This is a genomic window from Pseudarthrobacter sp. TE3704 (assembly GCF_056279405.1).
Genome location: NZ_JBWCCJ010000007.1, coordinates 234,662 through 261,498, shown reverse-complemented (window position 1 = coordinate 261,498; position 26,837 = coordinate 234,662). Strand labels below are relative to the sequence as shown.

Annotated in this window: 28 protein-coding genes; 17 read left to right on the top strand and 11 right to left on the bottom strand. The window is 62.0% G+C overall.

Going from position 1 to position 26,837, the window contains the following annotated elements; genetic code table 11:
* On the top strand, positions 1–311 hold a 311-nt coding region (locus ACZ9BC_RS18780), incomplete at its 5' end, for a DUF4913 domain-containing protein (protein WP_476247262.1).
* 90 nt (positions 312–401) lie between these two features.
* On the opposite strand, the gene ACZ9BC_RS18775 is transcribed toward ACZ9BC_RS18780, so the two are convergent.
* The 8 genes from ACZ9BC_RS18775 to ACZ9BC_RS18740 all read right to left on the bottom strand — a co-directional run bounded on the left by ACZ9BC_RS18775 (position 402) and on the right by ACZ9BC_RS18740 (position 7,409).
* Entirely contained in the window at positions 402–734 is a 333-nt protein-coding gene (locus ACZ9BC_RS18775; protein WP_476247261.1) for a histone-like nucleoid-structuring protein Lsr2, read from the bottom strand.
* 208 nt (positions 735–942) lie between these two features.
* Positions 943–2,271, bottom strand: a complete 1,329-nt coding sequence (locus ACZ9BC_RS18770; protein ID WP_476247260.1) for a hypothetical protein — start codon at positions 2,269–2,271, stop codon at positions 943–945.
* Entirely contained in the window at positions 2,268–2,744 is a 477-nt protein-coding gene (locus ACZ9BC_RS18765; RefSeq protein WP_476247259.1) for a hypothetical protein, read from the bottom strand. The genes ACZ9BC_RS18770 and ACZ9BC_RS18765 overlap by 4 nt, the downstream gene beginning before the upstream one ends.
* Before the next feature lie 709 nt (positions 2,745–3,453).
* Entirely contained in the window at positions 3,454–3,948 is a 495-nt protein-coding gene (locus tag ACZ9BC_RS18760) for a DUF6644 family protein (RefSeq protein ID WP_476247258.1), read from the bottom strand.
* Positions 3,941–4,705 (bottom strand): hypothetical protein, encoded by a 765-nt coding sequence (locus ACZ9BC_RS18755; RefSeq protein ID WP_476247257.1) that lies wholly within the window; start codon positions 4,703–4,705, stop codon positions 3,941–3,943. Before ACZ9BC_RS18755 ends, ACZ9BC_RS18760 begins: the two co-directional genes overlap by 8 nt.
* 59 nt (positions 4,706–4,764) lie before the next feature.
* Complete coding sequence (locus ACZ9BC_RS18750; RefSeq protein ID WP_476247256.1) at positions 4,765–5,787, bottom strand: SDR family NAD(P)-dependent oxidoreductase; 1,023 nt, start codon at positions 5,785–5,787, stop codon at positions 4,765–4,767.
* Positions 5,788–5,805: 18 nt separating this feature from the next.
* Positions 5,806–6,060: a cyclophilin-like fold protein gene (locus ACZ9BC_RS18745; RefSeq protein WP_476247255.1), complete on the bottom strand. Its 255-nt coding sequence runs from the start codon at positions 6,058–6,060 to the stop codon at positions 5,806–5,808.
* Positions 6,061–6,746: 686 nt separating this feature from the next.
* Positions 6,747–7,409 (bottom strand): TetR/AcrR family transcriptional regulator, encoded by a 663-nt coding sequence (locus ACZ9BC_RS18740; RefSeq protein ID WP_476247254.1) that lies wholly within the window; start codon positions 7,407–7,409, stop codon positions 6,747–6,749.
* Between the two features lie 270 nt (positions 7,410–7,679).
* Here ACZ9BC_RS18740 and ACZ9BC_RS18735 point away from each other — a divergent pair, with 270 nt between their 5' ends.
* The 15 genes from ACZ9BC_RS18735 (at position 7,680) to ACZ9BC_RS18665 (ending at position 23,832) form a co-directional block, all read left to right on the top strand.
* Positions 7,680–8,561, top strand: a complete 882-nt coding sequence (locus ACZ9BC_RS18735) for an aldo/keto reductase (protein ID WP_476247253.1) — start codon at positions 7,680–7,682, stop codon at positions 8,559–8,561.
* A 272-nt stretch (positions 8,562–8,833) separates the two neighbouring features.
* A complete protein-coding gene (locus tag ACZ9BC_RS18730; protein ID WP_476247252.1) occupies positions 8,834–9,943 on the top strand; it encodes an FAD-dependent monooxygenase in 1,110 nt (369 codons plus the stop codon).
* Positions 9,944–10,107: 164 nt separating this feature from the next.
* Positions 10,108–11,250: an alpha/beta hydrolase gene (locus tag ACZ9BC_RS18725; protein ID WP_476247251.1), complete on the top strand. Its 1,143-nt coding sequence runs from the start codon at positions 10,108–10,110 to the stop codon at positions 11,248–11,250.
* 352 nt (positions 11,251–11,602) lie between these two features.
* Entirely contained in the window at positions 11,603–12,394 is a 792-nt protein-coding gene (locus ACZ9BC_RS18720; protein WP_476247250.1) for a hypothetical protein, read from the top strand.
* 391 nt (positions 12,395–12,785) lie between these two features.
* Positions 12,786–13,682, top strand: a complete 897-nt coding sequence (locus tag ACZ9BC_RS18715) for a helix-turn-helix transcriptional regulator (RefSeq protein ID WP_476247249.1) — start codon at positions 12,786–12,788, stop codon at positions 13,680–13,682.
* A gap of 164 nt (positions 13,683–13,846) precedes the next feature.
* Positions 13,847–14,512 (top strand): SDR family NAD(P)-dependent oxidoreductase, encoded by a 666-nt coding sequence (locus ACZ9BC_RS18710; protein WP_476247248.1) that lies wholly within the window; start codon positions 13,847–13,849, stop codon positions 14,510–14,512.
* A gap of 182 nt (positions 14,513–14,694) precedes the next feature.
* A complete protein-coding gene (locus tag ACZ9BC_RS18705; RefSeq protein ID WP_476247247.1) occupies positions 14,695–15,237 on the top strand; it encodes a cyclophilin-like fold protein in 543 nt (180 codons plus the stop codon).
* Between the two features lie 50 nt (positions 15,238–15,287).
* A complete protein-coding gene (locus ACZ9BC_RS18700) occupies positions 15,288–16,559 on the top strand; it encodes an MFS transporter (RefSeq protein WP_476247246.1) in 1,272 nt (423 codons plus the stop codon).
* A 315-nt stretch (positions 16,560–16,874) separates the two neighbouring features.
* Complete coding sequence (locus tag ACZ9BC_RS18695; protein WP_476247245.1) at positions 16,875–17,111, top strand: hypothetical protein; 237 nt, start codon at positions 16,875–16,877, stop codon at positions 17,109–17,111.
* A 414-nt stretch (positions 17,112–17,525) separates the two neighbouring features.
* On the top strand, positions 17,526–18,293 hold the full coding sequence (locus ACZ9BC_RS18690; protein ID WP_476247244.1) for an SDR family NAD(P)-dependent oxidoreductase: 768 nt from the start codon (positions 17,526–17,528) through the stop codon (positions 18,291–18,293).
* Positions 18,290–19,039 (top strand): GntR family transcriptional regulator, encoded by a 750-nt coding sequence (locus ACZ9BC_RS18685; RefSeq protein WP_476247243.1) that lies wholly within the window; start codon positions 18,290–18,292, stop codon positions 19,037–19,039. The genes ACZ9BC_RS18690 and ACZ9BC_RS18685 overlap by 4 nt, the downstream gene beginning before the upstream one ends.
* Positions 19,040–19,101: 62 nt before the next feature.
* The gene (locus ACZ9BC_RS18680) at positions 19,102–20,223 is read left to right on the top strand and encodes a sugar ABC transporter substrate-binding protein (RefSeq protein WP_476247242.1); all 1,122 of its coding nucleotides are present in this window, start codon (positions 19,102–19,104) and stop codon (positions 20,221–20,223) included.
* A 250-nt stretch (positions 20,224–20,473) separates the two neighbouring features.
* The gene (locus ACZ9BC_RS18675; RefSeq protein WP_476247241.1) at positions 20,474–21,319 is read left to right on the top strand and encodes an ABC transporter permease; all 846 of its coding nucleotides are present in this window, start codon (positions 20,474–20,476) and stop codon (positions 21,317–21,319) included.
* 56 nt (positions 21,320–21,375) lie between these two features.
* Positions 21,376–22,836, top strand: coding sequence for a sugar ABC transporter ATP-binding protein (locus ACZ9BC_RS18670; protein WP_476247240.1), 1,461 nt, complete (start codon positions 21,376–21,378; stop codon positions 22,834–22,836).
* A gap of 12 nt (positions 22,837–22,848) precedes the next feature.
* Positions 22,849–23,832, top strand: a complete 984-nt coding sequence (locus tag ACZ9BC_RS18665; RefSeq protein WP_476247239.1) for an ABC transporter permease — start codon at positions 22,849–22,851, stop codon at positions 23,830–23,832.
* Positions 23,833–24,088: 256 nt separating this feature from the next.
* Here ACZ9BC_RS18665 and ACZ9BC_RS18660 read toward each other — a convergent pair whose 3' ends face one another.
* The 3 genes from ACZ9BC_RS18660 to ACZ9BC_RS18650 form a co-directional block, all read right to left on the bottom strand.
* Positions 24,089–24,289 (bottom strand): hypothetical protein, encoded by a 201-nt coding sequence (locus ACZ9BC_RS18660; RefSeq protein WP_476247238.1) that lies wholly within the window; start codon positions 24,287–24,289, stop codon positions 24,089–24,091.
* A 49-nt stretch (positions 24,290–24,338) separates the two neighbouring features.
* Entirely contained in the window at positions 24,339–24,584 is a 246-nt protein-coding gene (locus ACZ9BC_RS18655; RefSeq protein ID WP_476247237.1) for a hypothetical protein, read from the bottom strand.
* A 193-nt stretch (positions 24,585–24,777) separates the two neighbouring features.
* Positions 24,778–25,632 (bottom strand): class II fructose-bisphosphate aldolase, encoded by an 855-nt coding sequence (locus ACZ9BC_RS18650; RefSeq protein ID WP_476247236.1) that lies wholly within the window; start codon positions 25,630–25,632, stop codon positions 24,778–24,780.
* Between the two features lie 191 nt (positions 25,633–25,823).
* On the opposite strand from ACZ9BC_RS18650, the gene ACZ9BC_RS18645 reads away from it, so the two are divergent.
* Positions 25,824–26,831, top strand: a complete 1,008-nt coding sequence (locus tag ACZ9BC_RS18645; protein ID WP_476247235.1) for a 1-phosphofructokinase family hexose kinase — start codon at positions 25,824–25,826, stop codon at positions 26,829–26,831.
* The last annotated feature ends 6 nt before the right edge of the window (positions 26,832–26,837 follow it).

Here is a 26,837-nt window from a genome sequence, read left to right as displayed (position 1 = left end):
AGCTGCTCCCCACATACGTCCGCGATGTTGACGGGCGCGCTGCAAAATGGTGCATCGAATGGTACTTCCACCCGGAAGCTGTCTCCCGTGTAGAAGCATTGTGGAGAGCCTGGGAACACCTCAGACTCGACGGAGCCACCGGAATCAGCGTGTGGTTCAAAGACCACGCAGACCACCACATGAGCGTGCTCCTCGACCCACGCGGCCCGTTCTACAAATGCGACATGCAAAAGCACCGCGACCCCGAACACCTCGAACCAAACAAAGCCCCAGCGGGCTGGTTCCCAGACGTGCGAACTCTTCCTGTCTGAAAAGTGCAGCTCAGGATGCAGTACCCGGCAAACAGCAAATCGGGGCTGGAATCAGTAATGATTCCAGCCCCGATTTTGTTTTTCCTGCCGCTAGTGAGCCGCTTCGTACTTCTCTACAACTTCCGCCTGGATACGACCACGCGTATTTACTGGTATGCCGTTCTCAGCCGCCCACAACCGTACCGCTTTGGCATCCGGGCTCCCGTGCGAGGAGGACTTTGTGCGAGCTGCCGGACGGCCACGTCCGCCAGCTACCTTGCGGCCAGCGTTGGCAAAGCGCGCCAATGCTTCACGCAGTTCACTAGCGTGCCCCTCATTGAGGTCAATTTCGTAGTCACTGCCGTCAAGAGCGAAAGATATCGTTTCGCTAGCTTCCGAGCCGTCAATATCATCTTCCAGCAGCACCACTGTCTTTTTTGCCATGAAATAAGGCTAACAGTTTGTTGAACAATTGAATGGAATGAGGAAGGGGGGCACGCCGTAACGGCACGCAGAGAACGGAGCAGTCCACAGTTGGGGTCAATCCGGGTTATCCACGGCTGGAAATCGGGAGCCAGCAGGGGAGCTCCCTCAGCAGCAGTAGCGGTGGATAACCCATCAGGATTGTCCCCGGCTGTGGGCAGGCGCCCATTTAGGATCCGAAAATACCACTAGCCCGCGTCTGGAGGCGCGACAACCAGCCCCGGAAGTAGAGCTGGTGCAAAAAAGCTATACCCGCAGCCGTCAAAGATCCGCCAACCCAAAACCTGATATCCCAGAGACGGTCTTCATCCTGCTTTTCAAGGTCACCAAGGAGCCAGTCTGTGCGTGGCAACGTCAAGGCATTCACGGACTCTGAAAGATCTAAATTGACGGAACTCTGCGTCCCCTTGATGGCAATTGCTTCAGTCGTGCTAACTTCTCGCGTGTCACCCGCTGTAGTAACCTTGCTGTTGCTTGCTTGGGCGATAAGAATACGCACTTCACAGTTATCTGGAGAGACTAAGGGGGTTGCTAATGACAGCAGCCGTAAAGGGTGGTTGGAGGATTGTACTGTCGCCTGGTTTTTGGCCGCAATTGTGAAATACATCGGACAGCCGACTTGTCCTAGATTTCCAATACGCGGGCTAGCATTTGAAGGGTTAGATAATTTTAGGAGGAATGAGAACTCTTCCGAAAAAGGCTTATTACCACTTGACGTGATATCGAAAAAGAACGCTTTGGCATTAGAGGGATCAAGCCATTTCCCGGGCACCTCCCGTGATAACGCGTCTCCCCGCCTGAGTCTCATGCCCTCATCGCCCGTCTCGACAAGATCGCCGGCATCGACTATCGGCATCAATACGTCAACAAAAGGTAGCTGGGTCCGAGACGAGGATTCGCTGGAAGAGGTGCGTCTCCCATGGAAGCTCCCGCTGGTCATTGCGGCGGCCTCAAGTTCACTGGGACCGCTCCCGACCACTGCCACGGTAGTATCCCCCACGCCACTGACGGTAAGGGAAACATCAAGCAGGGCGTCTATGTCGCCGATTGCGTGGACGGCCATATCCACCTTAACCTCGGATGCAGAGTCAGAGGTCAGAAAGACGAGTCCGCCAGCCTGCTCGTATCGTAAATCACGCGGACTGCTGTAGGGGAGCATTAACAAAACCCCCAGTACCAGCAAGATTATACTCCCACCCGTTTTTGAGAGTGCTTTGAAAAGCATTCCGATAATCAGGCCAAGGAGGTGAGCAAAGGCCAAGTATGAAAGCATGCATGTCACTGCACTCCATACAAGAACCACCAAGACAAAATAGGCAGGTAGATCTTGGCCCCAAAGTAGCGACGTGACGACGTAGGCCGCTGAATACAAACCAGCCATGGTGCCAATAAATCCACCCACTCTGGATGGCCATAACATCCATCGAACTCGCGCACGACGCTTGGCACGTTTTTGTGCGCGAATGCTATCAACGCGAGACAACACTTCGTCCGTCATTGCAATCTCCCGCAAATAGCTTGCTTTACCGCAGGATCGGGCGGTGGGGTCGTCTTAATTTTGTTTGCATCAATCACTAACGAAGTAGAACTTAGGGATGTATCTGACAGCTCGCGGGTGAGGGTTATTTCGACAGAGTATGGCGATTGCCAATCAAAACGCGAATCGAACTCGAGAAATGAGGCCAAGTTCTTTACAGTACTTTCGTATGTCGCAACATCCTCAACTTCGCAGGCCTGCTTTATGCCCATCAGATGCAGTGCTGATCCCAATACCGACAAGGCGTTTTCTCCAGCGGCAGCGGCGGCCTTCGACTGATCAACCCACGCGTTAGTGACCAGCCAGCTCCCGTACAACAGGCCGGCCGCGAGGACGCCGACCAGCATGGAGGAAGCGCTCCATAGCGACCTACGCCTCTTGGCCGACGACTCAACCGGCCGCAAGACGGCGGAGTCCTCTTCAAGTTTTTCCATGCCCCTCGCCTCGTTTGGGGGCAGCATACCCCGCTCGCTCGTCTGCAAGACTCGGCAACGCGCCAGGAGGTTAGCCAAGCGTTCCTCGGGCGCCCGGGTCTACACTCTCGACCGGCCACCCACGCCCATAGCATCGAAGTCTGAGGAGGAATGAAACCGCGAGAACTCGCTCCGAGATGGATTCCGCGTTTCCGGCTCATCTCAACCATGCTGGAGTCAGACGATCTCAAGGAGGGGATCCCGTTTTGAAGCGTGCGGCACTGCCGAAGCTCGCCGCAGGGGCATGCCTCTGGCATGCACGGTCAGGTTGAGATTTGAGACCCCCATGTTGGAGCGTGCTGAAATGCTGACCCGAACCCTAATCTGACGGGTTTGCACCGGCTGCCTGACGTCAGGTTGGGGTGTACTCCAACCGCCCGTGCCGAACGAGCTTCGAGCCTTTCGCTCTCATCGACGCGCGCGGCCCGAGCGGGGGGAGGACTGGTCCAGCTCGTCGACCGCTGCAGCCTCGTGAGGGGCTGAACTGCGGGTGTGGCTCCGATTGCCTCGTCCGCCTGACACCTCGGTGATCATTCGAGCCCACGGCTCGAACTCCCGGGGCAAACAGTCTGTTCGGGGGTTTCGTGGACGCTGGCGCGGCCCCTGAGGCCTGGACGACACCACGCTCTTCGCGTGGGTGGGAGTACCGCTCGGTAGGGGTAACGAACCATCAGACGTAGGCCAGGAATCGCCCTGCGAAGATCACGCCCGTCCACGTCGTCATCGATACGACCGCCGAGATACGGGCTGCGATCGGTGTCGCGTCGGCGTCCGCCCACTCGTCGACTCGACGGTGGACGCCGCGGTGGAACACGAGGACGTTCAGCCCGGCCAGGAGCAGGAGTCCGAGCTTCCACGGTGCAGCACCGGAGCCGGCGACGCCGATGGCCTGCGCGCTGAACAGCAGGATGCCGGTGACGACTGCGATGGCCAATCCCAGGTGGGAGACGGGCAGGAGATAGCGTGCGGCCCTCGTCACGGGTATCAGATGATGCCCGACGCCCAGCAGCCGGAGGTCGAAGGCGAAGGCCGGGCCGACGAGCACGGCGATCCCGAGGATGTGGAGGCTCTCGAGCGTCGGATACATGAAGGGGGTTGAGCGCAGGGCGTCACCGAGCGGGGAATCCTGTAGCCAGCGCAGGATCGGTTCGAGCCATTCAGGCATTCGGGCTCGGTTCGTCCTGGCGGGTGCGGCGGCGCACGTAGAAGACGCCGCCCACGACCGCCACGGCGACCGCGGCGCCGAACACCGCCCAGACGACCCACGTCTCCGAGCCGCTGTCATCGGCGATGTCGGCATCCTCTGCCGGGGGGTCCATCTCCAAGGGGTCTTCCGCCGCGGACGGCGCGGCGGCAGGCTCATCGCTCGCCTGCTCATCGCCCGGCAGCGGTGCCCTGACCGGGAGCGTGTTGCCGATCACCTGGTTGACGGGCGCATTGTCGTCTCCGTACCAGAACGCCACGGGACGGAAGAGGCCGTCATCGGTGCTGTTAATGTACCCGACGCCCTGGAAGCGTTCTGCGACCTCCAGGGAGCGGTCCAAGCCGTTGCTGCTCGACCACCACGGCGGAGCGATGATGACCTCGAGCTCGTCGTGGGGGCCGTCATACGCGAGGGCGGCTTCGACCCGGGGGCTGTCCTCCGGGCCCGACAGGTCCTCGGGGATCCGTAGATCGGGCGTGCTGGCCGGGAGCTGGGCATCCAGTGCCACGTCGAAAAGCGAATGCGGATCGCCCCAGCTCCCCTCGGACGAGACGGTACCGGCGATGTAGACGAGGTCGTTGGTCTCGAAGCCGTCCCAGCCGTGGTGTGCGGCGGCCGGTGACGCCGGGACCAGCGCGATCGCTGCCGCGGCGAGGAGAGCCGCGGTTGCCAGAAGGCCGCGGCGGAGTGGTCGGTCGGTGTGTGTGGAGACGCTCAAAGTCGTCGATCCTCTCTGTGGGCGGTGGGGCTCTCATTTGGCGAGCCTGGGGTCGGGGTTCAGCGTTCTGCGGGGAACGCGACGCCGGTCTGCTCGGCGTAGGCGGCCAGTAGCCGGTCCTGCGCCTGGGTGTCGTGCACGAGCTCGTTCACGCGCGTCTCGATCTGCTGGTGGAAGAGGAACTCGCCGGTGACGTCGCTGCCGGGCTCGAGGCCCTCGGCCAGCCAGACCTGGGTCATGTAGCCGTCGCGAAGGCTGTCGGGCGTGCTGGTGTTTCCGTTGTGGAAGCCCATCAGGGTGGGGATCCAGCCGGGTGCGACGGCGTTCACCTGCCGGTCGGGCCAGAGGCGGGTCGCTGCCGTGGCGATCATCGCCATGTGCAGCTTGCTGTCGCCGTAGCCGATGCCGCCGCCCGAGCGCACCTCGTCGAGCCTTAGGTCTCCGCCGAGGTGCAGGTCCGAAGTGAGGTAGCTCAGCTGTCGCGGCGGGGTCACCAGCGCGGTGAGGAGGTACGGCGCGAGGGAGTTGGAGTTGAGCAGGTCGCCGTCGGGGAGCCCGTACTCGCCGGCGTTGTGGATGATGACGTCGAACTCGCCGAGGGCGTTGATCTGCTCGGCCAGTGCTCTCGTCTGGTCGAGGTCGAGCAGATCGCCGGTCACAACGTCCTCGAGGCCCGGTAAGTCGCGGCGGACGTCGGCGGCGCGCTGCTCGTTCCGGGCGTGCGCGACGACCGTGTGCCCGCGCTTGAGGAGATGGGCAGCGGCGAGCTGCCCGGCACCGGCGGTGGAGCCGGTGATGAGGATGCGCTTCGTGGCGCCGTCGAGCGGTTGGACGTTCTCGTCGATCCACGTCAGCTCGTCGGCGACCTGCTGGGTGTTGTACACGCCGACGCCGTACAGCCCTCCTTGAGCCCGGACGACGTTTCGGGAGGTCTCGGTGATCTCGGGTGCGGGCCCCGTCGGCGCAGGCGCCGAGGCGGCCGGAGGGGGAGCGCTGGTGCAGCCTGCCAGAATCCCCGTGCCCAGCACCGCTCCGGCCAGCAGCAGGCCGCGTCTGGTCAAGGGTGTCGTATTGAGCGTCATTCTCGTCGTTTCCTTCGTTTAGCCGGCGACGGCGATGGAGGCCTGCTGCCTGTCCAGCAGCTCGATCTGGTCGATTTCCTCGGTCTCGCCGATCTTGGTCAGGTCGTTCGAGAAGGTGTTCCCTTCGGTGCTGTAGAAGAATCCGAGGTTGCCCCACGGCTTGTAGGAGAAGAGATCCACGACCTTCGGGGTCAAGCCCTCGGCGTCGGTGAAGTCCCACTTCGCGCTCGGGGTGGCGTCCTTCTCCTTGCATCCATAGTCGGAGAACTTCAATCGGTGGTGGGCGCCTTGCTGCATTCGGCGAGGAGCAGCGCCAGCGCGATCGCATCGTCTGGGCAGTCGCATTGTGGAGACTTTCCGGGTCGGTCCAAGCAGTACTCCATCAATGCAACACGGAGAATTGACGGTGCGGGAGTCCCTGTCGTGAGGGGTACCAAGAGGGACTCCCGCTGCGGCGATCGAGGGGGTTCCACGGATGTTTCAGGTAGACAGCGCTGGGAAGGACCCGTTCCTCCCTGTACAACACTTGTTTGGTTCCGCTGGTGCGGTAAGACGCCTATGGACGGTTTCTCTGATCTGTTTGAACTGGTCCTACATGTCCGCCGATAACGGATATTCCATCAACCTGTCTCGGCCGGCCGACCCGTCCTTGCTGATCACGCGGCCGGAACTGGGGGACTTTGATCCGTCCATGGCTGGGGTTAATTCAGGTTATCTACGGCTGGAAGTGGGAGCCTTTAGGGTAGCTCGCGGCAGCAGTAGCGGTGGATGACCTATGAGAATTGTCCCCGGCTGTGGGCGGCGGCACCATACTGCTTCCGGGGAGAGCACCAGAATTAATTCCCTAAAGCTTCTGCAGCCCGGCAAGAGGCGTTTGTCCGGTTGGGGTGTACTTCAGTTGAACGAATAAATAGGGCAACACGGTCGGCACCCTCTTGAAATTCCTACCATTCGGCCCCCTATCTCTGGGCCGGGGGTTGAAGGAGGGTATGGGTCTCGGGTGTAGTCAGGGGCCGAATTGGGAGCGGTGAATATTCGGCCGACGCCCGGAGTCCGTCCAGGCAGATCCAGAGGTAGCGCCGGTACAGCTCGGCGGCATCGCTGCGCCCCTCGGGCAGCGTCCCATCCTGTACGGTGCCGGAGATGGCAGCGAGGGCGATTTGGAGGAATATCAGGTCAGTTCCGGTGACGTCCTCGCGCAGGACGCCGGCCTCCCTGGCACGGTCTGCCACCTGATTCACTAGTGGTGCCAGCCGATCCCGCTGCCGGTCGTAGTGGTCCGGCCACGTGCGTCCGGAAAGGATTTGCACCATGCCCCGGTCCCTGACTTGAGCTGCAAGTGAACGTTCGAGGTAAAGCACGAGCCCGTCCCACGGTTTGGAGGAGGTCAGCGCCTCCCGTGCAATAGCTTCCAACTCGTCGACCTGCTGCCTCCAGATCGCCTCAATCAGCTCTTCCTTATTCGCGAAGCGGCGGTAGGCAGTGCCCACACCCACTCCTGCGTGGTGTGCGACGTCGTTGAGTGAGGCCTCAAGTCCCCGCTGGGCGAACAGTTCCCGGCCCGCGGCAATCAAACGCTCCCGGTTGCGTGCTGCGTCCTTGCGCAGTGCCTGCTCAGTCATGCCTGAGAGTCTAACAAGTGGATGCGCGGCATCCGGTTATTTGCTAACATTGGTAAGCGGATGATCTGCATCCGGTTAGGTTGCTTGCACCGGAGCAGCTGGGCCACCTTTCGGCCACAGTCAGCTGGGTATGCGTTGAGTCTGTCGATGTCCCCACAGTTCGGTTGGCCCCGACCATGAGTGGGCGAGTATCTGGGGTCAGTCAAGGGACCAGGGACTGACGCTGCAGACCACCAACAGGACCACGCCAACACATAGTGAAGGACGATAATGACCAGCTACAACCCCGTAGTCACGCTTAACAACGGTGTTCAGATGCCCGCCGTGGGGCTGGGCGTTTACCAGAGCGCCCCCGAAGAGACTGCCGCCGCGGTCCGCTCGGCAATCGAGATTGGCTACCGCCATATCGACACTGCCGCTGCGTATGGCAATGAGCGGGAGGTCGGCGAAGGTGTCCGCAGTTCGGGCGTTGCCCGCGAGGACCTGTTCATCGAAACGAAGATCTGGGTCACCGACTACGGATATGACCAGACCCTGCACGCGTTCGACAAGAGCGCGAAGAAGCTCGGGGTGGAACAAATCGACCTCCTCATCCTTCACCAGGCAGTGCCGCAAAAGTTCGATAAGACGATCCAGTCCTACAAAGCCCTCGAGAAGCTGCAGGCCGAAGGGGTGGTGCGGGCCATCGGAGTCAGCAACTTCCTTCCGCAACGGCTGGACACGCTTCTGGCCGGGGTCGACACCGTGCCCGCGGTCAACCAGATCGAACTCCACCCGTACAACACCCGCCCCGAACTGCAGGCTGCTAACAATTCGCACGGCATCCTCACCCAGGCGTGGTCGCCGATTGGTGGAATCCGCCACTACACCGGCGATATCGTCACACCCTTGACTGATCCGACTATCCAGGCCATTGGCGAGACGTATGGCAAGACCGCCGCACAGGTGATGATTCGCTGGCACATCCAGCAGGGTCGCTCGGCCATCCCGAAGTCCGTTCACCGTGAGCGCATCGCTGAGAACTTCAGCGTTTTTGATTTCGAGCTCAGTGGCGCCGAACTGGCAAAAATTGACGGTCTTCATATTGGAGACACCATGAACCCCGACGAGATGGATTTCGATAGCTTCGGCATCGTAATTCCGGAGCCCTGACGCCCAGGACTGCCTGCCGGTTCTCTTTCACCGGCAGGAACCGAAGCCAGCTCCTTGCACCGGACTCGGACCAGGAACTTTGCCTTGTTGTGCCGGGCAAGCATGTCCCCGTACGCGGGAACAACCGGGCTCGTGCCGCCCAGGCAGGCCCGCCGGACGCCCGGCCTTGGAGGCCGGGGTTCAGCATCTGACGCTGCTCATTCCGGGGCGCCAGGGCCTCTTGGTGGCGGGCCGCCTGGTCTCGTTCCTGCCCGCAAACCAGGAGGTTGAACATGCCACGTTCTGATGCGATTTTGATTGTGGGCGGGTCGCTGGCGGGTTTGATGCTTGCCCTTGCGCTGGCGAACGCAGGTCGTGAATCTCTTGTGGTCGAAAGAGCCCCGGTCAAGCGCCCCAGTGGAGCTGCGCTGGCTATTGACGAGCAAGCCTTGCGCCGAGTTCTTGGCGCGGAGCATACTCAGCGGGTTTTGGACGTGGCCGCCCCCGATCATGCGTCACGACGTTCGGCGATACCCGTCAGCTGGGCCGCATTACATGCTGGTCTTCGGACTGCTGCCGAAGCTGATCCCAGGATCGGGCTTCGTCATAACGTCCGGATTATTGACGTGGGTCAGGACCATGAATCAGCGTGGGCGCTTTCGGACAGCGGACATCGTTACACCGGTGACGCTGTCGTTGGAGCTGATGGGCATCGGAGCATGGTTCGAGCCCGTGTCACACCGCATCATCCTGATGCCCGGTTCGCCGGCTATGTCTTATGGTTGGGTATCGCAGACGAGGCCGACATGAACGTCCGCGGTCCTTGGCCCACGGGCTTGGATATCCGGAGCAGCGACGGCCACTTTTTGCTCGGATACCCCTTGGCTGGCCGCTCCGGCTTACTGAAACCGGGGTCTCGACGCCTCGGTTGGGCATGGTACGACGCAGGCAGCAACGAGCTATTCCGGAAGGCCGGGAGCGTGCGTGGGGGCGTGGTTCACCATTCCCTGGCTGCCGGCGACATCCCAACATCCCAGTACGAACAACTCGCTGCCCAAGCGGACCGCTTCTGGCCCTCGCCGTGGAAGGACGCTGTACTTGACGTCGTAACCCGGCGCCAGGTCACGGGAACTCCCATCGCGGAGTACGTTCCTGATCGTTTGGCAAACGGCCGGCTGGCTATCATCGGCGACGCTGCACACGTTCCCACCCCGATGACCGGAAGCGGCTTCGGCGAGTCGCTCGAGGATGCAGGGGCACTTGCCAGCGCGCTCGACGGCATCCTCGGGCACCGGTCGATCCCGGAAGCATTCAAAGCGTACGAACATGAACGCTTGCTGCCCGCGCGAGATCTCGTCCTCTCCGGACAACGTTTCAGTCAGTCATTCAGGACTGAACGCTGATCTGCCAACGGCAGCCACCGGGTGAAGCTGAGCGGTCCTTCACGGGGGCTCTCGCAGTACCTCCCTCAGCAGAGACTCCCTCTGATCGATGTGCTGTGGTGTGCTCGAAGTGACGACGAAGTCCAACTGAATACGTAAGCGACTATCCGAGGACGACTACATAAATGAGCACGAATATCGACGGAAGCAACAGCATGAGCCTTGGGGAAACCCGGGCTGAGCAGGGCGTATCACGCCGCAACCTGATCAAGCTGACAAGTGCCGGCGCGGCAGCCATCGGCCTCTCCAGCGCGGCCGGCCTGGCAGGAGCCCCGCAGGTCTTCGCCGCCCCGTCCGCCCGCAAGGATCTGGAGCCGGGGGACACCTCCAACGGGGCGGACAATTTCTACACCAGCGACCAGGTCACGGTGAAGAAGATTTCGTTCAAGAACAAGTACGAGATGAAAGTCGTCGGCAACCTGTTCTTCCCCAACAACCTGAACCGGGGCACCACCCACCCGGCACTGGTGGTAGGCCACCCCATGGGCGCCGTGAAGGAACAGAGCGCCAACCTCTACGCCACCAAGATGGCCGAACAGGGTTACGTCACGCTCTCCTTCGATCTCTCGTTCTGGGGTGAGAGCGCCGGCAAACCCGGAAACTCGGTCTCCCCTGACATTTACGCCGAGGACTTCAGCGCCGCCGTCGACTACCTGCGCGCCCAGGCCTTCGTTGACAAGGAACGCGTTGGCGCCATTGGGATCTGCGGCAGCGGCAGCTTCGTGATCAGCGCAGCAAAGATCGACCCGCGGATCAAGGCCATCGCCACGGTGAGCATGTACGACATGGGTGCCGCCAACCGCGACGGGCTCCGCAAGTCCGTTACTTTGGAGCAGCGCAAGGCCTTCATCGCGCAGGCCGCAGCCCAGCGGGACGTCGAGTTCGCCGGCGGAGCTGTCCAGTACACCGGCGGCACACCGGAAGTACTCACCGCTGAATCCACCGCGGTGGACCGGGAGTTCTACGACTTCTACCGGACCGCCCGCGGATACCACCCCAACACCACCACCCACCCGGCCCTGGCCACCAACACCAAGTTCATAAACTTCCACCCGTTCAACGACCTCGAGCTGATCGCGCCGCGGCCGCTGCTGTTCATCACCGGGGACCAGGCACATTCAAGGGAATTCAGCGAAGAGGCCTACCGGCTCGCCGCCGGGCCCAAGGAACTCTTCTGGGTTCCCGGAGCCGGACACGTCGACCTTTACGACCGCACTGGCCTTATCCCCTTCGACAAGCTCACGGACTTCTTCCGCACCCAGCTCTAGGAAGGCCGGGGTCCCGAGCATTCCCTCGGCGCGGGCCCCTCGCAGGGTTGTTAGTCTCAAAACCCTGCACTGCGGGTCGTCCATGGTTGCCGCCTTCGGTGGCGGCGGCACCCATGGACGGAATTCATGGTTTGCGGTTATGGTTGCGGCGCCGGCACACGTGAGGTGACCCCCTATGGCGCAGCCAGTGGCCCGCTCGATCAGGAGCGCCCGTCCGCTGCTGCGTGCTGTGGCGTGCGGCATATGCTTCGGCATCGCCGGCCTTCTGTGGTCCATGCCACGGCTGCGGGCGCGCCGGTTGCGGCGGGCGGCCACGTGCCGCACCTGCGCGGCTCACATGAGGATGCGCAACGTGACCGTATTCCTGGCCGCGGCGCTGCTCCTCGCCGGAGCTGCTGCCCGCACCATCGAGGCGGTTTCACCGCAAGTCATCTGCCACAGCCACATCACCCCTGACGGGCAAGTGCAGCCAGAGCCCTACCTGGAGATCTCGCCGCCTGCGCCATGGAGTATTACCCGCAACTTCCTGGTTGCGCCCATCAGCGGGGTCGGCGTTTTGGCCGGCGGCGTGATGGGGATGGAGTCCTGCTCCGGACCGCCGCTGCTGGTCATGTTTTGGCCGCCTCCCCGGACAAGTGGCGGCGGAACTGTCATGGGCGATGTGTTCGTTGCGTGGATGCCTCCCGGGGAAACGCGAGCCGGACCCTTGAGCATCAACGGGTACGGGACCGAGGGGGAGCGGCTGTACATCAGGTACGGGCCGAACATTTCGCAGGCCAGGGATGATGAGGAGGAGCTGGGGCTTCACGAGTCGCGGCACGTGGACCAGTGGGCTGTTGCCAACTTCCTGGCGGGCCCCTTGGCCTTTCCCGCCGCCTACTTCCTCGACGAGGCACTCTTCCCCGGGTCACGCAACCACTTTGAGCGGGACGCCGGCCTGTCCCGGGGCGGCTACCCGCCTGCACCGGCCAATTGGCCGTCCCCCAAATGGCCGGAGACTGGGGCTATTGCCGTGCTGGGCCTGATCATCTTCCGGAGACGGCTGCGATGGGTTGTCCGGGTAATCCTGGGCGGTCGAGGGCAGCGCACGGCACACACAACAGGCGAGTGTCCTGTCCACACCCGTGGCTGGAACCCCTGGTAGACGGAACCCTCAAGCAGTTCCGAAAGCCTCCCGGCGGCTCGCCGGATTCCGGAACCCCCGCCTTCAGCGTGGCTTCGCTGGCTGCCTCCACAGGGCTGGTGAGTGAAATGAACTCCTCGCCAAGTTTGGGGTCCCCTTGGCGAACTAAGGCGGCTCGGCTCCCTCGCCCGGAACACGCGAAGCACCGACATTTGGGATGCCTTCTCAGCATCAAACCGCCCAACATCACCGACGGAATGGGCTCATCCGTGAAAGTTATCGCGTTGCCGTGTTGCGGTTCTGGTGAGCCGATCGTCGCGGCTGACGCCCTCGGCTCGTGCTGGCGGGCCCTTCGGGTAGAGGCCCTGTGAGGGACTCCCTCTTCCCCGGGGGGTGGCCTAGCGTGGAAGGCATGGACAATCGAGCGGAAGTACGTGACTTCCTTATCTCGCGGCGCGCCCAGGTTTCCCCCGAGCAGGTTGGCTTGCCTTCCGGGGAGAACCGGCGCGTAAAGGGTTTACGCCGAAGCGAAGTAGCCACCCTGGCCGGTTTGAGCGTGGAGTATTACACCCGCCTGGAGCGCGGCGCGATCAGCGGCGCCTCTCCACAAGTGCTCGCGAGCATAGCAAGGGCCTTGTGCCTGGACGACGCCGAGCGGGCGCACCTGTTCAACCTCGCCAATGCGGCCAGCCCGGCTGCGCGGCCGCAGCGGCGCCGCACGTCGAAGTCCTATGTGCCGCATCAGAGCCTGCAGTGGGCACTTGATGCGATCACGGCCGGTCCCGCGTTCGTTCGTAACGGCCGGATGGATCTGCTGGCGGTCAATCCCTTGGCCCGTGCGTTCTACAAGGACTGCTACGAGATGCCCGGCCAATCACCGAACATCGCCCGGTTCACGTTCCTGGATGAACGTGCTCACGAGTTCTACCCGGACTGGGATGCCTTCGCGGAGGTGACCGTTTCCATCCTGCGAACGGAGGCTGGCCGGGATCCCCATAACAAGGAACTCCATGACCTCATTGGTGAGCTGGGCACGCGCAGCGAGGAGTTCCGGCGACGCTGGGGTGCGCACAACGTCCGGCACCACGGCACGGGTTTCAAGACCTTTAACCACCCCGTCGTGGGTGAAATGAGCCTGGCTTTCGAGGGGCTGGAGATGGCTGCCGAGCCGGGACTGACTCTCACGATCTACACCGCGGAGCCCGGGTCGCCGTCAGCTGAACGCATGCAGCTGCTCGCCTCGTGGGCTGCCAGCGAATACGGGAAAGCCGTCCAGGGTGCACCCGAGAGGACGCGGACGGACGGCTGACGAACTATCCCAGCCCGGCGCTGCCGGGCGGTCTGGCCGCCGTCGACGGGAAGTGTGGCGCCGATGACGCACGGGTTGTCGGACTGCAGAACTACACGACTGCCGCCTCTTGGCCCCGATCAACGGGGACCTAGTCCATGTACCGCCACGAAAGAAAGAACACTGTGAAAACTACGATCGCGATCACCGGTGCCGGACGCGGCCTGGGTCTTGCCTCTGCCCGCCGCTTCGGAGCCGAAGGCTTCAACATTGCCCTTATCTCCCGTACCCAGGAACACGTCGATGCAGTCGCCGCGGAACTGGCCGACGCCGGTATCACCGCACGCGGTTACGCGGCCGACGTCCGTGACCAGGAAGGGCTCAACACTGCCCTTGCCCAGGCCGGCGAGGACTTGGGGCCTGTTGAAATTCTTCAGTACAGTCCCGTTCCGTCCAAGGAATATCTCCGGCCCGTTCTTGAGACAACGTCCGAAGAGCTGCGCTCGGCACTCGAGTTCTCAGCGCTGGGAGCCGCCGCCGCCATTAGTGCGGTGCTTCCCGGCATGCGCGCCCTTGGCCGCGGAACTGCCCTGTTCATCAACGGCTCCAGCGCCGTCCGTCCCAACCACAACTACGCCGGCACCTCCGCCGCGTTCGCTGCCGAATCCGCGTACGCCCAGATGCTCCATGACGCCCTGGCACCGGAAGGAATCCACGTAGCGCAGCTCATCATTCCGTTGGGCATCGGCGGAGGCGACCCTGCGCACGAACCGGCGGCCCTGTCCGAAACTCTTTGGAACATCTACAGCGACGGAAAAGACTTCCGCACCTTCGTGACACCTCTGGACTGAGGACACGGGACTGCTTTCCGTACCGGCCGCCCAGGCTCGCTGCGAGGCGACGCGCGGCAACGGTGGGGGCTGGATCCCCTAGGGGTCCCTCCGAGTACCCGTCACAACAGGGGCTCCCACCCCTCTTTGGCAACTGCTTTGCTGGAATGAACAACTTTTCTTTTGAAGGGAAAGCATCTCCAATGCGCCTGAGAATGCAGGCCCTGGCTGCGATCATCACGCTCGCGTTGCCCCTTGCCGGGTGCAACACCTCGTCCAACCGCCAGGCCCCCACCACTGAGCCGCCGCCCTCCCCAACGGAAACATCAACGGCGGCCGATGGATCGTCGTTGCAGCCTTCACCGGTCCCGTCCTCCGCGGGTGCGGCAGACAGCACCCCGATCACCATCGACATCGATGGCGAGACAGTGACAGGTACCCTTTCCAGCAACGCAACTGCACGCTCCCTGATCGGGCAGCTTCCCTTGACGGTCTCCTTCAGGGACTACGGCGGCCAAGAAAAAATCGCAGAACTGCCAGAGGCTCTTTCGCTCGACGGCGTGCCCGCCGGAGACAGCGCAGAACCACTGACCATCGGCTACTACGCGCCCGACCAGGCCCTCGTCCTCTATTACGAGAGCGTCGGGTACTCCCGCGGAATTGTGCGGATCGGATCGTTCGATAACCTCGCGGCGATCCGGGACCGAACAAGCGGTTTCACAGCCAGACTGGCCCCCACCAACTGATCGGGATGACAGGGCTACTCCAAAATTCTCCACAAAAGAACGGAACCGTTTTGACTCGAGCAACCCTTGAGGATGGCGCCCGCGAAGCGCGCGTGGACGCCCTGCCCCACCAAAACAGCGGCATCATTGAAGAAACAAAGAATCCCGCCCCGGCTAGCGATCCTTCCGTCCTGGCTGGACCCTTTCCGTGGGCGGCCCTGCTGGTCATGGCCCTGATGGGATTCCTGCTGATTGCCACCGAGACCATGCCCGCCGGCCTGTTGCCGCAGATCGCTTCGGGACTGGACGTCACCGAGGGGACCGCGGGGCAGTTTGTCAGTGCCTACGCCCTGGGAACCGTCATTGCGGCAATGCCCGCAATCGCGTTAACTCGGGGCCTGCGCCGGAAGCCCGTTTTCCTCGTCGGGATCCTCGGCTTCCTGGCCGCGAACCTCATTACGGCATTCTCCACCGACATCGTCCTCTCCCTGGGAGCGCGGATGCTGGCCGGTGCATTCTCCGGCCTACTGTGGGGAATGACTGCCGGCTATGCCCGTCGTATCACGGCTCCGCAACATGCCGGCCGTGCCTTGTCCGTTGCGTCAGTTGGAACCCCCGTCGGCCTGGCCGTGGGGACGCCCTTCGGCTCTTGGCTGGGTACGGCTTTCGACTGGCGCTGGTCCTTTGGCGTGCTCGCAATCCTCACGGCGGTCACCTTGCTGCTGGCGGTCTTCCTGGTCCCGGACGCGCCCGGCCAACGAGCCGGGACACGGGTACCCCTCGCACGGGTCTTCGCCATCCCGGGCGTCGCGGTTGTCCTCGGCGTCATCGTCAGCTGGATGCTTGGCCACAACATCATGTACACCTACATCGGCTCCTACCTCCGCGTGGGAAACCTTGACCTTTCGGTGGACGTCGCGCTCGTCACGTTCGGAGCGGCAGCCATTGCAGGGATCGCCATCACCGGTGCCGTAATCGACAAGGGCCTTCGACGCCTGGTCATGTTCAGCCTCGGGAGCTTCATTATCGCCGGTGTCATACTCATCGTTGGCCACGCGTCATTGACGGCAATCCTTGCAGCAATCGTCCTGTGGGGCATCGCCTTCGGCGGCGCGGCAGCACAGCTGCAGACCGCCATCAGCGCTGCAAGCGGGGACAACGCCGACGTTGCCAACTCAATGCTCGGCGTCGCCTTCAACCTCGCGATCTTTGCCGCGGGTGTGGCGGGCGCGGTGGTGATCAGCAGCTTCGACGGGATAGTCCTGCCAGCCGCTTTGGTGGGACTTGCTGCCGTCGCGCTCACTATCGCTGTCGCCGGACGCCGGACAGCATTCCCCAAGTAGTCGGCAAAGCAGCGCCTGCAACAGCAGCACTGCAACAAACACCTCAAACGCAGCAGGAGAAAGCCTCGAAAGCCACCCGCACGCGCTGCCCTGTCGGAGGTCAGCATCGGAGCGGGCCTGATGCTGACCTCATGCGCTGCCACGTCGCCGGCATCCCCGCCCACGCATGCCCCCAGGCCGTGGCCACCGGGCTGGAAGCTCTCTGGTCCGCGGTGTTCCGCAACGGCACCCCGCTGGTCAGTGAGCGGGACAGCGGGGTGATCCTCGAACTCAGCCCTGACGGCAGCACGCGCACCATTGGAGACATTCCCGGGTGTGGCAGGTGCGGAAGGCGGGCTGCTGGGCCTGGCCGTGGACAGCCAAGGCCGCCTGTACGCGTACTCCACCGGGACGGACGGAAACAGGGCCCAGCGCTTCGACGTCACCGGAGCACCAAGGTCCGTGGCATTGGGGCAGCCTGAAACGCTCCTGGACGGGATCGCGTCCGCGAGCTATCACGACGGCGGCCGGATCGCCTTCGGGCTGACGCGGCATGCTCTTCGTGACGATTGAAGGCGCCGGCCGGCGCAACAGTTCCCAAGACTTCGATTCTCTGAACGGGAAGATCCCGAGGATGGCCCCCGACGGCGACGTCCCCAATGACTATCCCTCCCGGATTCACTTGTCGACAGTTACGGACAACCGCCCCTTAACGTTCAGTGGGGCAACTCGTTCCTCGAGCATCTTCCGGCTCGTCACTTACCGCTGTGGGATCCAATCATCTTCCAGCCGGGCCGATGGCACGTTCAGCGGATCCATAGGTGCCGGACGACATATTGGTCTGAGCCGCTCAATAAACACCGCTCCACATGCCCGCTATTGCCCGGGTGATGTCCACCACATGCCCGTTAGCGCTTTTGTGGCTTCTTCCGATAAATCCGCCCTTACGCTCTTGTCATTACAGGATCACAAGGCAAAGGAGCCAATGTGGATGTTTTATCGAAATACTCGCTAGCGGGCCGTAAGGCCGTCGTCACCGGCGGTAATAGGGGCCTTGGCCGGGCGTTTGTAAGGGCGCTCCTGGAGGCAGGAGCAGAAGTCGTCTTTATTTCTCGGGACAGCGGCAGAAATGACCTTGTTGTTAAGGAATTGCGTGCGGACGGATTCCACACAACGGCGTTGATGGCGGACCTTACTGACAAGGAAGAGCTCTCGGCAGCGATGGACACTGCCGCAGCCCGCATGGGTGGCATCGACATCTTGGTCAACAATGCCGGAACGTGCTTTCACGGGGATGCGTTTGACGTCAAGGACGAGGAATGGGACGCAGTGTTTGACCTGAACGTCAAGGCACTGTTCAACGCCAGCGTGCTTGCCGCCGGGCATATGAAGGGCAACGGAGGCGGCTCGGTGGTAAACATCGGGTCCATGTCAGGCCAGATCGTTAACAGACCGCAGAACCAGCCCGCCTACAATGCATCCAAGGCCGCAGTCCATCACCTGACCAAGTCACTGGCAACAGAATGGGCAAGGTTTGACATTCGGGTAAATGCGGTTGCTCCTGGTTATGTCAGGACAGAAATGGCGCCCGTGGATAAGCCTGAATTCCAGCAACATTGGATCAAGGACGCCCCGCTGAACCGGTGCGCCTCGCCAGAGGAAATCGCCCCAAGCGTAATTTTCCTCGCAAGCGAAGCGGCATCGTTTATCACCGGAAGTGTTTTAGTCGCCGACGGCGGATATACGGCATTTTGACTCTCGCCGAGATTGATCGCGCGACTGAGATTCCTTTCCATGTTCAACTGAGGACTATTCTCACCCGTCGCCTGAATTCTGATTACTCTGCTGGCGACAAGTTGCCGAGCGAACTAGAACTATGTGAAACATACGGTGTGAGCCGCACTGTGGTGCGCCAGACCCTGGACAGGTTGAGCTCGGATGGCCTGATTACGAAAGTTAAGGGAGTTGGGGCATTCGCCAATGGCCGGAAGCTGGGGACAGCTTTCCTGCAGCGGGTGGGGGGTTTCCATGATGAAATGGCATCACTCGGGCGCCGTGTCACCAGCCGGACACTGTCCCAGGTTGTGGTCTCGGCGGATGCGGCCACGGCCCTTGCTCTCAACCTTCCGCTCAATGCGCCAGTGATTTGTATTGACCGGCTTCGTTCGGTCAATGGGGATCCGGCCCAGGTCGTCTTGACGACGCTGCCTCACGCGAGGTTTGAAGGACTTGAAGCCATGAATCTGACGGACAGGTCCCTTTATGAGATTCTTCGCACCCACTATGACTGTTCCCCGTTCAATGGGCGAAGGTCCATTGAATGTCGGATCGCCTTGCCGCAGGAGGCCGAACTGCTCAATGTCCCGGTCGATTCAGCCGTGATCATCATGCGCAGTATCTCCGCTGATGCCAACGGGTCACCCTTCGAAACGTGGAACGCCACCTACAGGGCAGACATGTTCAAGTTCGAAGTTGAACTCATCTCCAACCCAACCGATTAGAACCGCTAACGCAGGTGGACCACACCGCCGTGATTCCACCTGCCCAAAATAAGGAGCCAACCATGAAAGCAATGACGGATATCCACTTCTCACGCAGGAAATTCACCCTTACGGGCACGAAGCTGGCAGCAGCCGCGGCCGTCATCGCCCTGTCCGCCACGGGATGCAGCTCGGCCAGCACAGATGTTGCCGCCGCTGCCCCCGCCCTGAAAGCCGAGGAAGTTGTCCTGGTTGAATCGGTGCGAAGCCTGTCCAACCCCTACCACGCAAACTGGGTCAAGGGCGGACAGATGTTTGCCGAATCGATGGGAATGCCGGTGAAGGTCGTCACCGATGACAGCGACTCACAGAAGCAGCTCTCCCAAATAAGGGCACTGGCCAACTCCGGCAAGAAGATCATCCTCAATGTTGATCCGAACACGTCCTCCGATACCCAGGCCATCGTCCGGGCTGTCAAAGATGCTGGTGGTTACGTCGTCACTCAGTGGAACAAGCCCGATGAGCTGAACCCATGGGATGTGGGCAACAACTGGGTCGCCCACATCGGCTTTGACGGGCGCGTCAGCGGCAAGCAGGTCGCGGAAAAACTGTTTGAAGCCATGGGTGGTTCGGGCGGCGTGATCGCCTTGCAGGGCATTTTGGACAACGTCTCGGCCAAACAGCGGTTTGAGGGTTTGCAGACCGCGATGAAGGACGCACCGGGCATCGAGCTTCTGGACCAGCAGGCGGCCAACTGGAACCGCAATACGGCATTCCAGGTGACTCAAACCCTGCTGGCCAAGCACGGGGACAAGGTCAAGGGTGTATGGGCAGCCAATGATGACATGGCGCTTGGAGCACTCCAGGCACTGAAGGCGGCAGGGTTGGCCGGCAAGGTCCCCATCGTGGGCATCGATGCAGTTCCTGAAGCCCTCAGCGAGGTTCAGTCCGGCACCAACAAGTACGTCGCGACTGTCTCCTCTGACGCGTACTGGCAAGGTGGGGCTGCCCTGTCCCTTGCCTACAAGGCTGCTATCGGTGAGATCGACATCGCGAGCCTGAGCCAGGACCAGCGCGCCTTCTACGGAACACAGATGCTTGTCACGCAGGCAAATGTAGCCGATCACCTGGCTGCTCCAACGGCCGATTCATTGAAGCAGGATTTCGATGATCCATTCCGTCGAATGACCGCCCCCATCAACTAACAACCGTGAGGGGCCGCGCCCCCGCGTCCCCTCACCCCAGTTGCCAACCAGGAAGCTGACCTGCACAATGACGCAAACCACGCAGACTTGCCCATCGGCGGCACCGCCTGCCGCACTAGCCTTAGCCAGCAAGCGGGTCCTGAAAAACCCGCTGACCTCCGGAGCAGGCCCTGCCCTCGCCCTTGTGGCGTTAGTTGCCTTCTTTTCGGCCGCCAGTCCCGCATTTCTGGGAGCGACAAATCTTGGGGGAGTGGCATCCCAACTCTCGGTCGTGCTGGTCATCGCTCTCGGCATGACCTTTGTGGTCCTGCTGGGCGGGATTGATCTTTCCGTCGAAGGAGTCATGGCCAGCTCTTCTCTGGTTTTCGTGCTCCTGGCAAGCAATGACCGGAACGGAAATGACTTCGGGATGCTGGCCGCGCTTGCCGCGGTGCTCTGCGGATCCTTGTTTGGCCTGATCAACGGTTTCCTGCACGTCCGCCTCAAAATCCCCTCCTTCATGGTCACGCTGGGGACCGGGGCGGTCGGCATCGGTGTGGCGACTGTTCTGTTCGGGGGGCAGCCACCGAGGCTGGAGGACCCTGTGCTGCGCGCCTGGGGTGGAGAGAACGGCGGCGGGCTTTCCCCGCTGTTCCTGACCGCCTTGGTCGTCTTTCTCTCATGCGTCGGCCTCCAGAGATACACCCGAACTGGCCGCTATGGATATGTCATCGGTGGCGATGAAAAGATCGCCTCACTGAGCGGCATCAACGTTGGCCGATACAAGATGAGCGCTTTCGTGATCTCCGGAACCCTTTCGGGACTGGCGGGTGTAATGGCTGCCTCGCAGCTGGGTATCGGGGACCCGAACATCGGCAAGGGGCTGCTGTTTACGGCCATCACGGCCGTTGTCCTGGGAGGCACATTGCTTTCCGGCGGGCGCGGCAGTGTCGCACGGACCCTCGTCGGGGCCCTCATCGTCACCGTCCTCGCCAACGGCCTGATCCTCATTGGTGTCAGTCCGCATTTCCAGACCGCTGTCCAAGGCATCGTCATCGTCGTTGCAGTCGCTGCTGCGGGATGGTCGTTGCGGACCAGAACGAGAGTGGTGAAATGAACCAGCCCGTCCTTCAGGTACAAAATCTGTCCAAACAGTTCCCAGGCGTAAAGGCGTTGGACGATGTCACATTCGAAGTCCGGCCCCACGAGGTCGTAGGACTTATCGGGGAAAACGGTGCCGGAAAATCGACACTCCTGAAAATCCTCTCCGGCGTCTACACACCGGATTCAGGGAACATCAGAATGTTGGGCGAAAGCGTCCACTTCAACGGGCCCGCTGCCTCGGCGCGGGCCGGCATCGGCATGGTTCATCAGGAACAGTCCCTGGTCAACGAAGTAACAGTCGGCGAAAACATCATGCTTGGCGCCGAAGGCGACGCCGTCCGCGGCGGTATCTACCGGTGGAAAGCGCTGCACTCGAAAGCTCAGCGGCAGCTGGACAAGCTGGGCCTGAACCTGGACTCGCGGGCCCAGCTCGCCTCGCTTTCATTCGCCCAGAAACAGATGGTCGAGCTGGCCAAGGCCCTGAGCGTGGAGGAAACCTGCCCAGGGGAACCGGTCATAGTTCTGGACGAACCCACTTCAGTATTGGAGAGCGCGGACCTGGAGACTCTCTTCGCCCAGATCGACCGGCTGAGGCAGATTGCCTCCGTAGTCTTCGTATCCCACCGCCTCGATGAAGTGTTGCGTGTCTCGGACCGTGTGTACGTCATGAAGGACGGAAAGGTCGTCGCCGAGCGGGATCCCCGGCGGGTTACGACAGGGGAACTGCACAGCCTGATGGTCGGCAGGGGCAGCAGCGACGAGTTTTACCGCGAATCCAGCCAACTGGACATCACGGACGGCCCGCCGGTCCTCGAGGTATCCAACCTCACCCGCCGAGGCAGCTTTTCCAACATCACCCTCCAGATACAGCCCGGGGAAGTACTGGGTATCGCGGGAGTGCAGGGGTCAGGCCGTGAAGAACTGACCCGCGTGATTTTCGGCGCGGAACAGCACCATGCCGGAGATTTGACCGTGAGCGGGCGCAAGGTCAGGTTCCCTGCTCCTGCCGCCGCAGTCCAGGCAGGCATTGGTTACATCCCTGCAGAGCGGAAAATTGAAGGGATCGCCCAAGGGATGTCTGTCGAAGACAACATCCTCCTGGCTGACCCCGCGCCCGTCAGTGCCGGCCCCTTCCGGAAGCCGCGCGCTTCGCGGGCAACCGCGGAGGACTGGATCGGTCGCCTGCGGGTCAAGACACCGGGCCCTGCTGCCGACGTTGCCAATCTCAGCGGCGGAAACCAGCAGAAGGTGGCGTTGGCGAAATGGCTGAATTCCCCGCGGCTGAAGATCCTGATTCTGGACCACCCCACGCGCGGACTCGACGTCGGCGCCAAAGAAGATGTCTACACCCTTATCCGGGAGCTGTGCGCGAAAGGCATCGCAGTAATTCTCCTGGGGGACACCCTTGAGGAAATTATCGCCCTGAGCCATCGCATAGCCGTCATGAAGGACGGCGAAGTCAGTGCCTGGTTCGATGCTCCCCGCGGCAACAAGCCCGCCCCTGTCGATCTTGTCGAATGGATGGTCTGAAAGCATATGGCCTTGAATAACGCTGTCTCGGCTCCGATGATGTCGAAGCCCCGCCGCCCATCGGCGCAGTCGTTCCGCGCTGCCATTCCGATCGCCGTTCTCGTTGCGCTGGTGGCTCTGGTGTCGTCCCAGCAACAGTCCTTTTTGAGCACCCCAAACCTGCAGTCGCTGGGTCTTAGCCTTGCCCCGCTCCTGATACTCGCCCTCGGGCAGACCTTTGTGATCCTGACTGGAGGAATCGATCTGTCGATAGCGGCGCTGACATCGCTGGGAACGGTGCTGCTGGCCTCGTGGCTGCCGCAAATCGGACCCTTGGCCGCACTTTCCATGATCCTGCTGTTGGCTGCACTCGGTGTCGTGACGGGGCTGGTCAGTTCCAAGGCACAGATTCCCACCTTCATTACCACTATGGGTGCAATGGGTCTGTGGTCCGGGCTCGCGCTCCTGTTCTCGGGCGCCTCGACCATTCAGGTCACCGAAGGCTACGGCACTATCGGCTGGATACAGGACCTTCGGATCGCCCAGGTTCCGATGCCTGTGCTCATCAGCCTCGGCAGCGTCCTGATCGCCGTACTCGCTATGAAGTACCTCGCCAAGGGCAACCGGTTCCACGCAGTTGGCTTGGCGGAACAGGCAGTTCTCATGTCAGGAGGATCAACCGTAATCCTGCGGTGTGTGGCATTCGGCCTCTCCGGGCTGTGTGCCGGCATAGCAGCGCTCCTTCTGACCGCCAGCCAGTACAGCGGGTCACCCACGCTGGCGGACAGCCTCCTCCTGCCGGTGATCGCCGCCGTGGTTGTAGGCGGCACCGCCATCACCGGCGGGATTGGCGGCCCCCTCCGGACAATCGTGGGTGCCGCGATCATCGTCACCCTGCGCGTCGGCCTCACCGCGATGGGAATTGACCCGTCCTTTGAGCAGATTTTCTACGGGTTCATGATCGTCGCTGCAGTGGCCCTCACCCAAGACCGATCCCGGCTGAGGGTAGTCAAGTAGGAGAACTGGCTCCGGCTCATTGAACTGGTCGGCCAAAAATGGACTGACTGAGTAGGAGCCCGGGGTGCGAGGGCCTGAGCGCGGCACATCACCGCCGCTCAGGCCCTCAATCTTTTGTTGATGGCATTCTGTGTTGAATCCCGATGGAAGGAAAGATTGGGGGCTGATCCGGGCCAAGGGCGGGCTGATATGAACGGTCAAAACCCTCGGTTCAGCCGGTCTTGGTTGGCCGCCGGGCTGGTGCTCGACGAGTTGGTCAGTCGAGCTTGCTAATGATGTGCGCCTCGGTGTCGATCAGCTTTCGTTCGCCCAGCTCCGCGAACATCCAGAGTTTGCCTAATGCAGGGGCGACGATATCGACGGTTCCCTGCCATCTTTGGCCTGTGCGTTTGTCTCGTGCCTCGATCGCGTCTCCGGGGGAGAACAGCAACAGGAGCTCCAGTTCATCCCACGACATTCAATCGCGCGCTTCGTCTTGTACGGAGGAGGGCATGCATGCGGGCGGACTAAGCAGATCCGCCGCTGGCTGGGTCAGGCAGGCGCCGTTCGTGGACCTCTCCGTAGGGGACAGCCGGGCTAAGAGCAACGGTATAAAAGGTTGGGCTGTGTTGAGTCATAACCACACCATGGCGACCTATGCGTGTGGCGTAAGAAACTGCCCGGTCCACAGCTGCGTTCAGGTCTTCCTGAATCTGGTGCGGGTTGTCGCCCCTGACTTCCAGGAGGTAGGAGCTTTCAACGGTTTCAGTCATGTCTTTCCTTATCGTGTCCTGCCGTCGCCGACGGTGTCGTGGTGGGGGGAATTTCCCTCACCCGGGAAAGCGGGGCCGGCAAGAGGTGCTGTGCCGGCCCCGCGCTGCCCAAGCCTGGGCAGACGCCGGAGCTGTAACGTGCTGCAAGCTTCCGGGAACTGAATTTCGCCTGGGGTTTTAGGGCGCTACCGCCCTAGTGCGACGTTGATGCGGTGGCGCGGGCCAGCACCCGAAGCGCGTGTTCGACAGTGTCTGCGACTGCTTCCCGGGAGGGTTTGAAGTACTTGCGGGGGTCCACCACTGTCGGGTTGGCTTCCAGGAACTTACGGGTGGCGCCGGTGTAGGCGATGTTCAGGGCAGTGCCGATGTTGATCTTCACCATGCCCTCCTGCGCGGCAAGGGTGAGCTCGTCGTCGGAGACCCCTGATGAGCCGTGCAGTACGAGCGGGACATCGAGGGCTGCGCTAATGGCTTTGATGAGTTCGTGGTCCAGTGCTGCCGACTTGGAAGTCATGGCGTGGGAGGAGCCCACGGCGACGGCGAGGGCGGCAACTCCGGTTGCTTCGACAAATTGCCGTGCCTCTTCGGGATCCGTCCGAACGCCGGGGGCGTGGGCGCCGTCTTTGCCTCCGATTTCACCCAGTTCGGCCTCAATCCAGATTCCGTGTTGCTGGCCCCACTGCACCGCTTCGCGGGTGTGCCGGACGTTGTCTTCGTAGCTGAAGTGCGCCCCGTCGTACATGACTGAGCTGACTTCAAGTTCGGGTGCCCGGTGCATCAGGTCCACATCGGTGATGTGGTCAAGGTGCAGGGAAACATCTGCGGACGACGTCCGGGCAACGGCTGCGCTGGCGGCTGCGAGGGCGACGGGGGAGCCGTGGTACTTCACGGCGTTTTCGCTGAGCTGAAGGATGACGGGCAGGCCCGCCCGTTCGGCTCCCAGGGCGATCCCTTCGGCGTGTTCGAGAGTGACGACGTTGAAGGCTGCGACGGCGTGGCCGGCACGGCGTGCCTGGTCAACAAGATCTCCGGTGCGGACGAGCGGCATTAGGGGTCTCCTCGGTAGGGATGGGGTGGTGTGGGTCTCTTAAAATCTTGACACAAATCCAAGAAAGCGCAACCATGTCCATGTAAACCCAATTAGAAGCCACGTGGAGAAGTTGAACCAGCGATGCGCGCAGCGCAGCTGTGCACTCCGGTCATTGGATCCCCCTCGTTTGAAGTGGAGTTAGCGTGATAGTGACGGTTACCCCGAGTCCTGCCATTGACTGGACAGTCAATGTGGATTCCTTTGAATTCGCGGCCGTAAACAAGGTTGCGTCCAAGACGCGTGAGGCCAGCGGAAAGGGCATCAACGTCTCGGTGGCCCTGCACCGGAACGGCGTGGACACCACCGCCGTGTTCCCTGCAGGGAAGGAAACGGGTGAATTCCTGATCCATGAGCTGCAGGCCTTGGGCGTTCCCGCCGCCGCTGTTGACTCCGGCATTGATGTGCGTACGAACATCACACTGATCGTGCCGGGTCACTCGGGAACCAAGATCAACGAAACCGGCACGGAACTTCCGCCCGCGGTCCTGGACCAGATCCTGGACCGCAGTAAGGCCATGCTGGAACAAGCCCTGAAAAGCAGCGACGCCCCGGTGATGCTGGCCATCTGCGGCAGCCTCCCGCCCGGAACCCCTGAGGACTTCCACCAGAACCTCATCCGAGTTGGCAAAGAACTTGGTGTCCCCACCATCGTCGATGCCTCAGGTGAGGTCCTGACCCGCGCCATTCCTGCAGGCCCGGACCTGATCAAACCCAATGTCCACGAACTCGCCGACGAGACGGGGCGGAGTATCCATGCGCTCCGGGACGTCGTGATGGCCGCACAGGTCCTCCGGGCACGGGGTGCCGTCGCCGTACTCGCCAGCCTTGGGGCTGACGGCATGATGCTGATCGACCACCAAGGCGCCCTCCTCGGAAGGGCGAGCAACATCAGGGTGGTCAACACGGTCGGCGCCGGAGATGCTTCGCTCGCCGGCTACCTGGCCGGGTTCGCCGCAGGTGCCGACAGGGCCGACTGCCTCAAGAGCGCTCTGATCTATGCTTCCTCGGCCGTCGGCCACGAAACCACCCTCTTTGAAGTGGACCCCTCCATCGCAGACCGCGTCACCGTCTCCGCGGACTTCGAACCTGATCTCAGGCTCTCCGAACCATCCATCCCCACCAAGCGCCTCCACCGCAGCGTCGTGGCGAACACCTAAGGAAAG

Excerpts from the sequence above, each read along its gene's own strand:
- ACZ9BC_RS18775 (WP_476247261.1), bottom strand. The coding sequence starts at position 734 with ATGGCAAAAAAGACAGTGGTGCTGCTGGAAGATGATATTGACGGCTCG.
- ACZ9BC_RS18770 (WP_476247260.1), bottom strand. The coding sequence starts at position 2,271 with ATGACGGACGAAGTGTTGTCTCGCGTTGATAGCATTCGCGCACAAAAA.
- ACZ9BC_RS18765 (WP_476247259.1), bottom strand. The coding sequence starts at position 2,744 with ATGGAAAAACTTGAAGAGGACTCCGCCGTCTTGCGGCCGGTTGAGTCG.
- ACZ9BC_RS18760 (WP_476247258.1), bottom strand. The coding sequence starts at position 3,948 with ATGCCTGAATGGCTCGAACCGATCCTGCGCTGGCTACAGGATTCCCCG.
- ACZ9BC_RS18750 (WP_476247256.1), bottom strand. The coding sequence starts at position 5,787 with ATGACGCTCAATACGACACCCTTGACCAGACGCGGCCTGCTGCTGGCC.
- ACZ9BC_RS18740 (WP_476247254.1), bottom strand. The coding sequence starts at position 7,409 with ATGACTGAGCAGGCACTGCGCAAGGACGCAGCACGCAACCGGGAGCGT.
- ACZ9BC_RS18735 (WP_476247253.1), top strand. The coding sequence starts at position 7,680 with ATGACCAGCTACAACCCCGTAGTCACGCTTAACAACGGTGTTCAGATG.
- ACZ9BC_RS18730 (WP_476247252.1), top strand. The coding sequence starts at position 8,834 with ATGCCACGTTCTGATGCGATTTTGATTGTGGGCGGGTCGCTGGCGGGT.
- ACZ9BC_RS18725 (WP_476247251.1), top strand. The coding sequence starts at position 10,108 with ATGAGCACGAATATCGACGGAAGCAACAGCATGAGCCTTGGGGAAACC.
- ACZ9BC_RS18715 (WP_476247249.1), top strand. The coding sequence starts at position 12,786 with ATGGACAATCGAGCGGAAGTACGTGACTTCCTTATCTCGCGGCGCGCC.
- ACZ9BC_RS18705 (WP_476247247.1), top strand. The coding sequence starts at position 14,695 with ATGCGCCTGAGAATGCAGGCCCTGGCTGCGATCATCACGCTCGCGTTG.
- ACZ9BC_RS18680 (WP_476247242.1), top strand. The coding sequence starts at position 19,102 with ATGAAAGCAATGACGGATATCCACTTCTCACGCAGGAAATTCACCCTT.
- ACZ9BC_RS18660 (WP_476247238.1), bottom strand. The coding sequence starts at position 24,289 with ATGTCGTGGGATGAACTGGAGCTCCTGTTGCTGTTCTCCCCCGGAGAC.
- ACZ9BC_RS18655 (WP_476247237.1), bottom strand. The coding sequence starts at position 24,584 with ATGACTGAAACCGTTGAAAGCTCCTACCTCCTGGAAGTCAGGGGCGAC.
- ACZ9BC_RS18650 (WP_476247236.1), bottom strand. The coding sequence starts at position 25,632 with ATGCCGCTCGTCCGCACCGGAGATCTTGTTGACCAGGCACGCCGTGCC.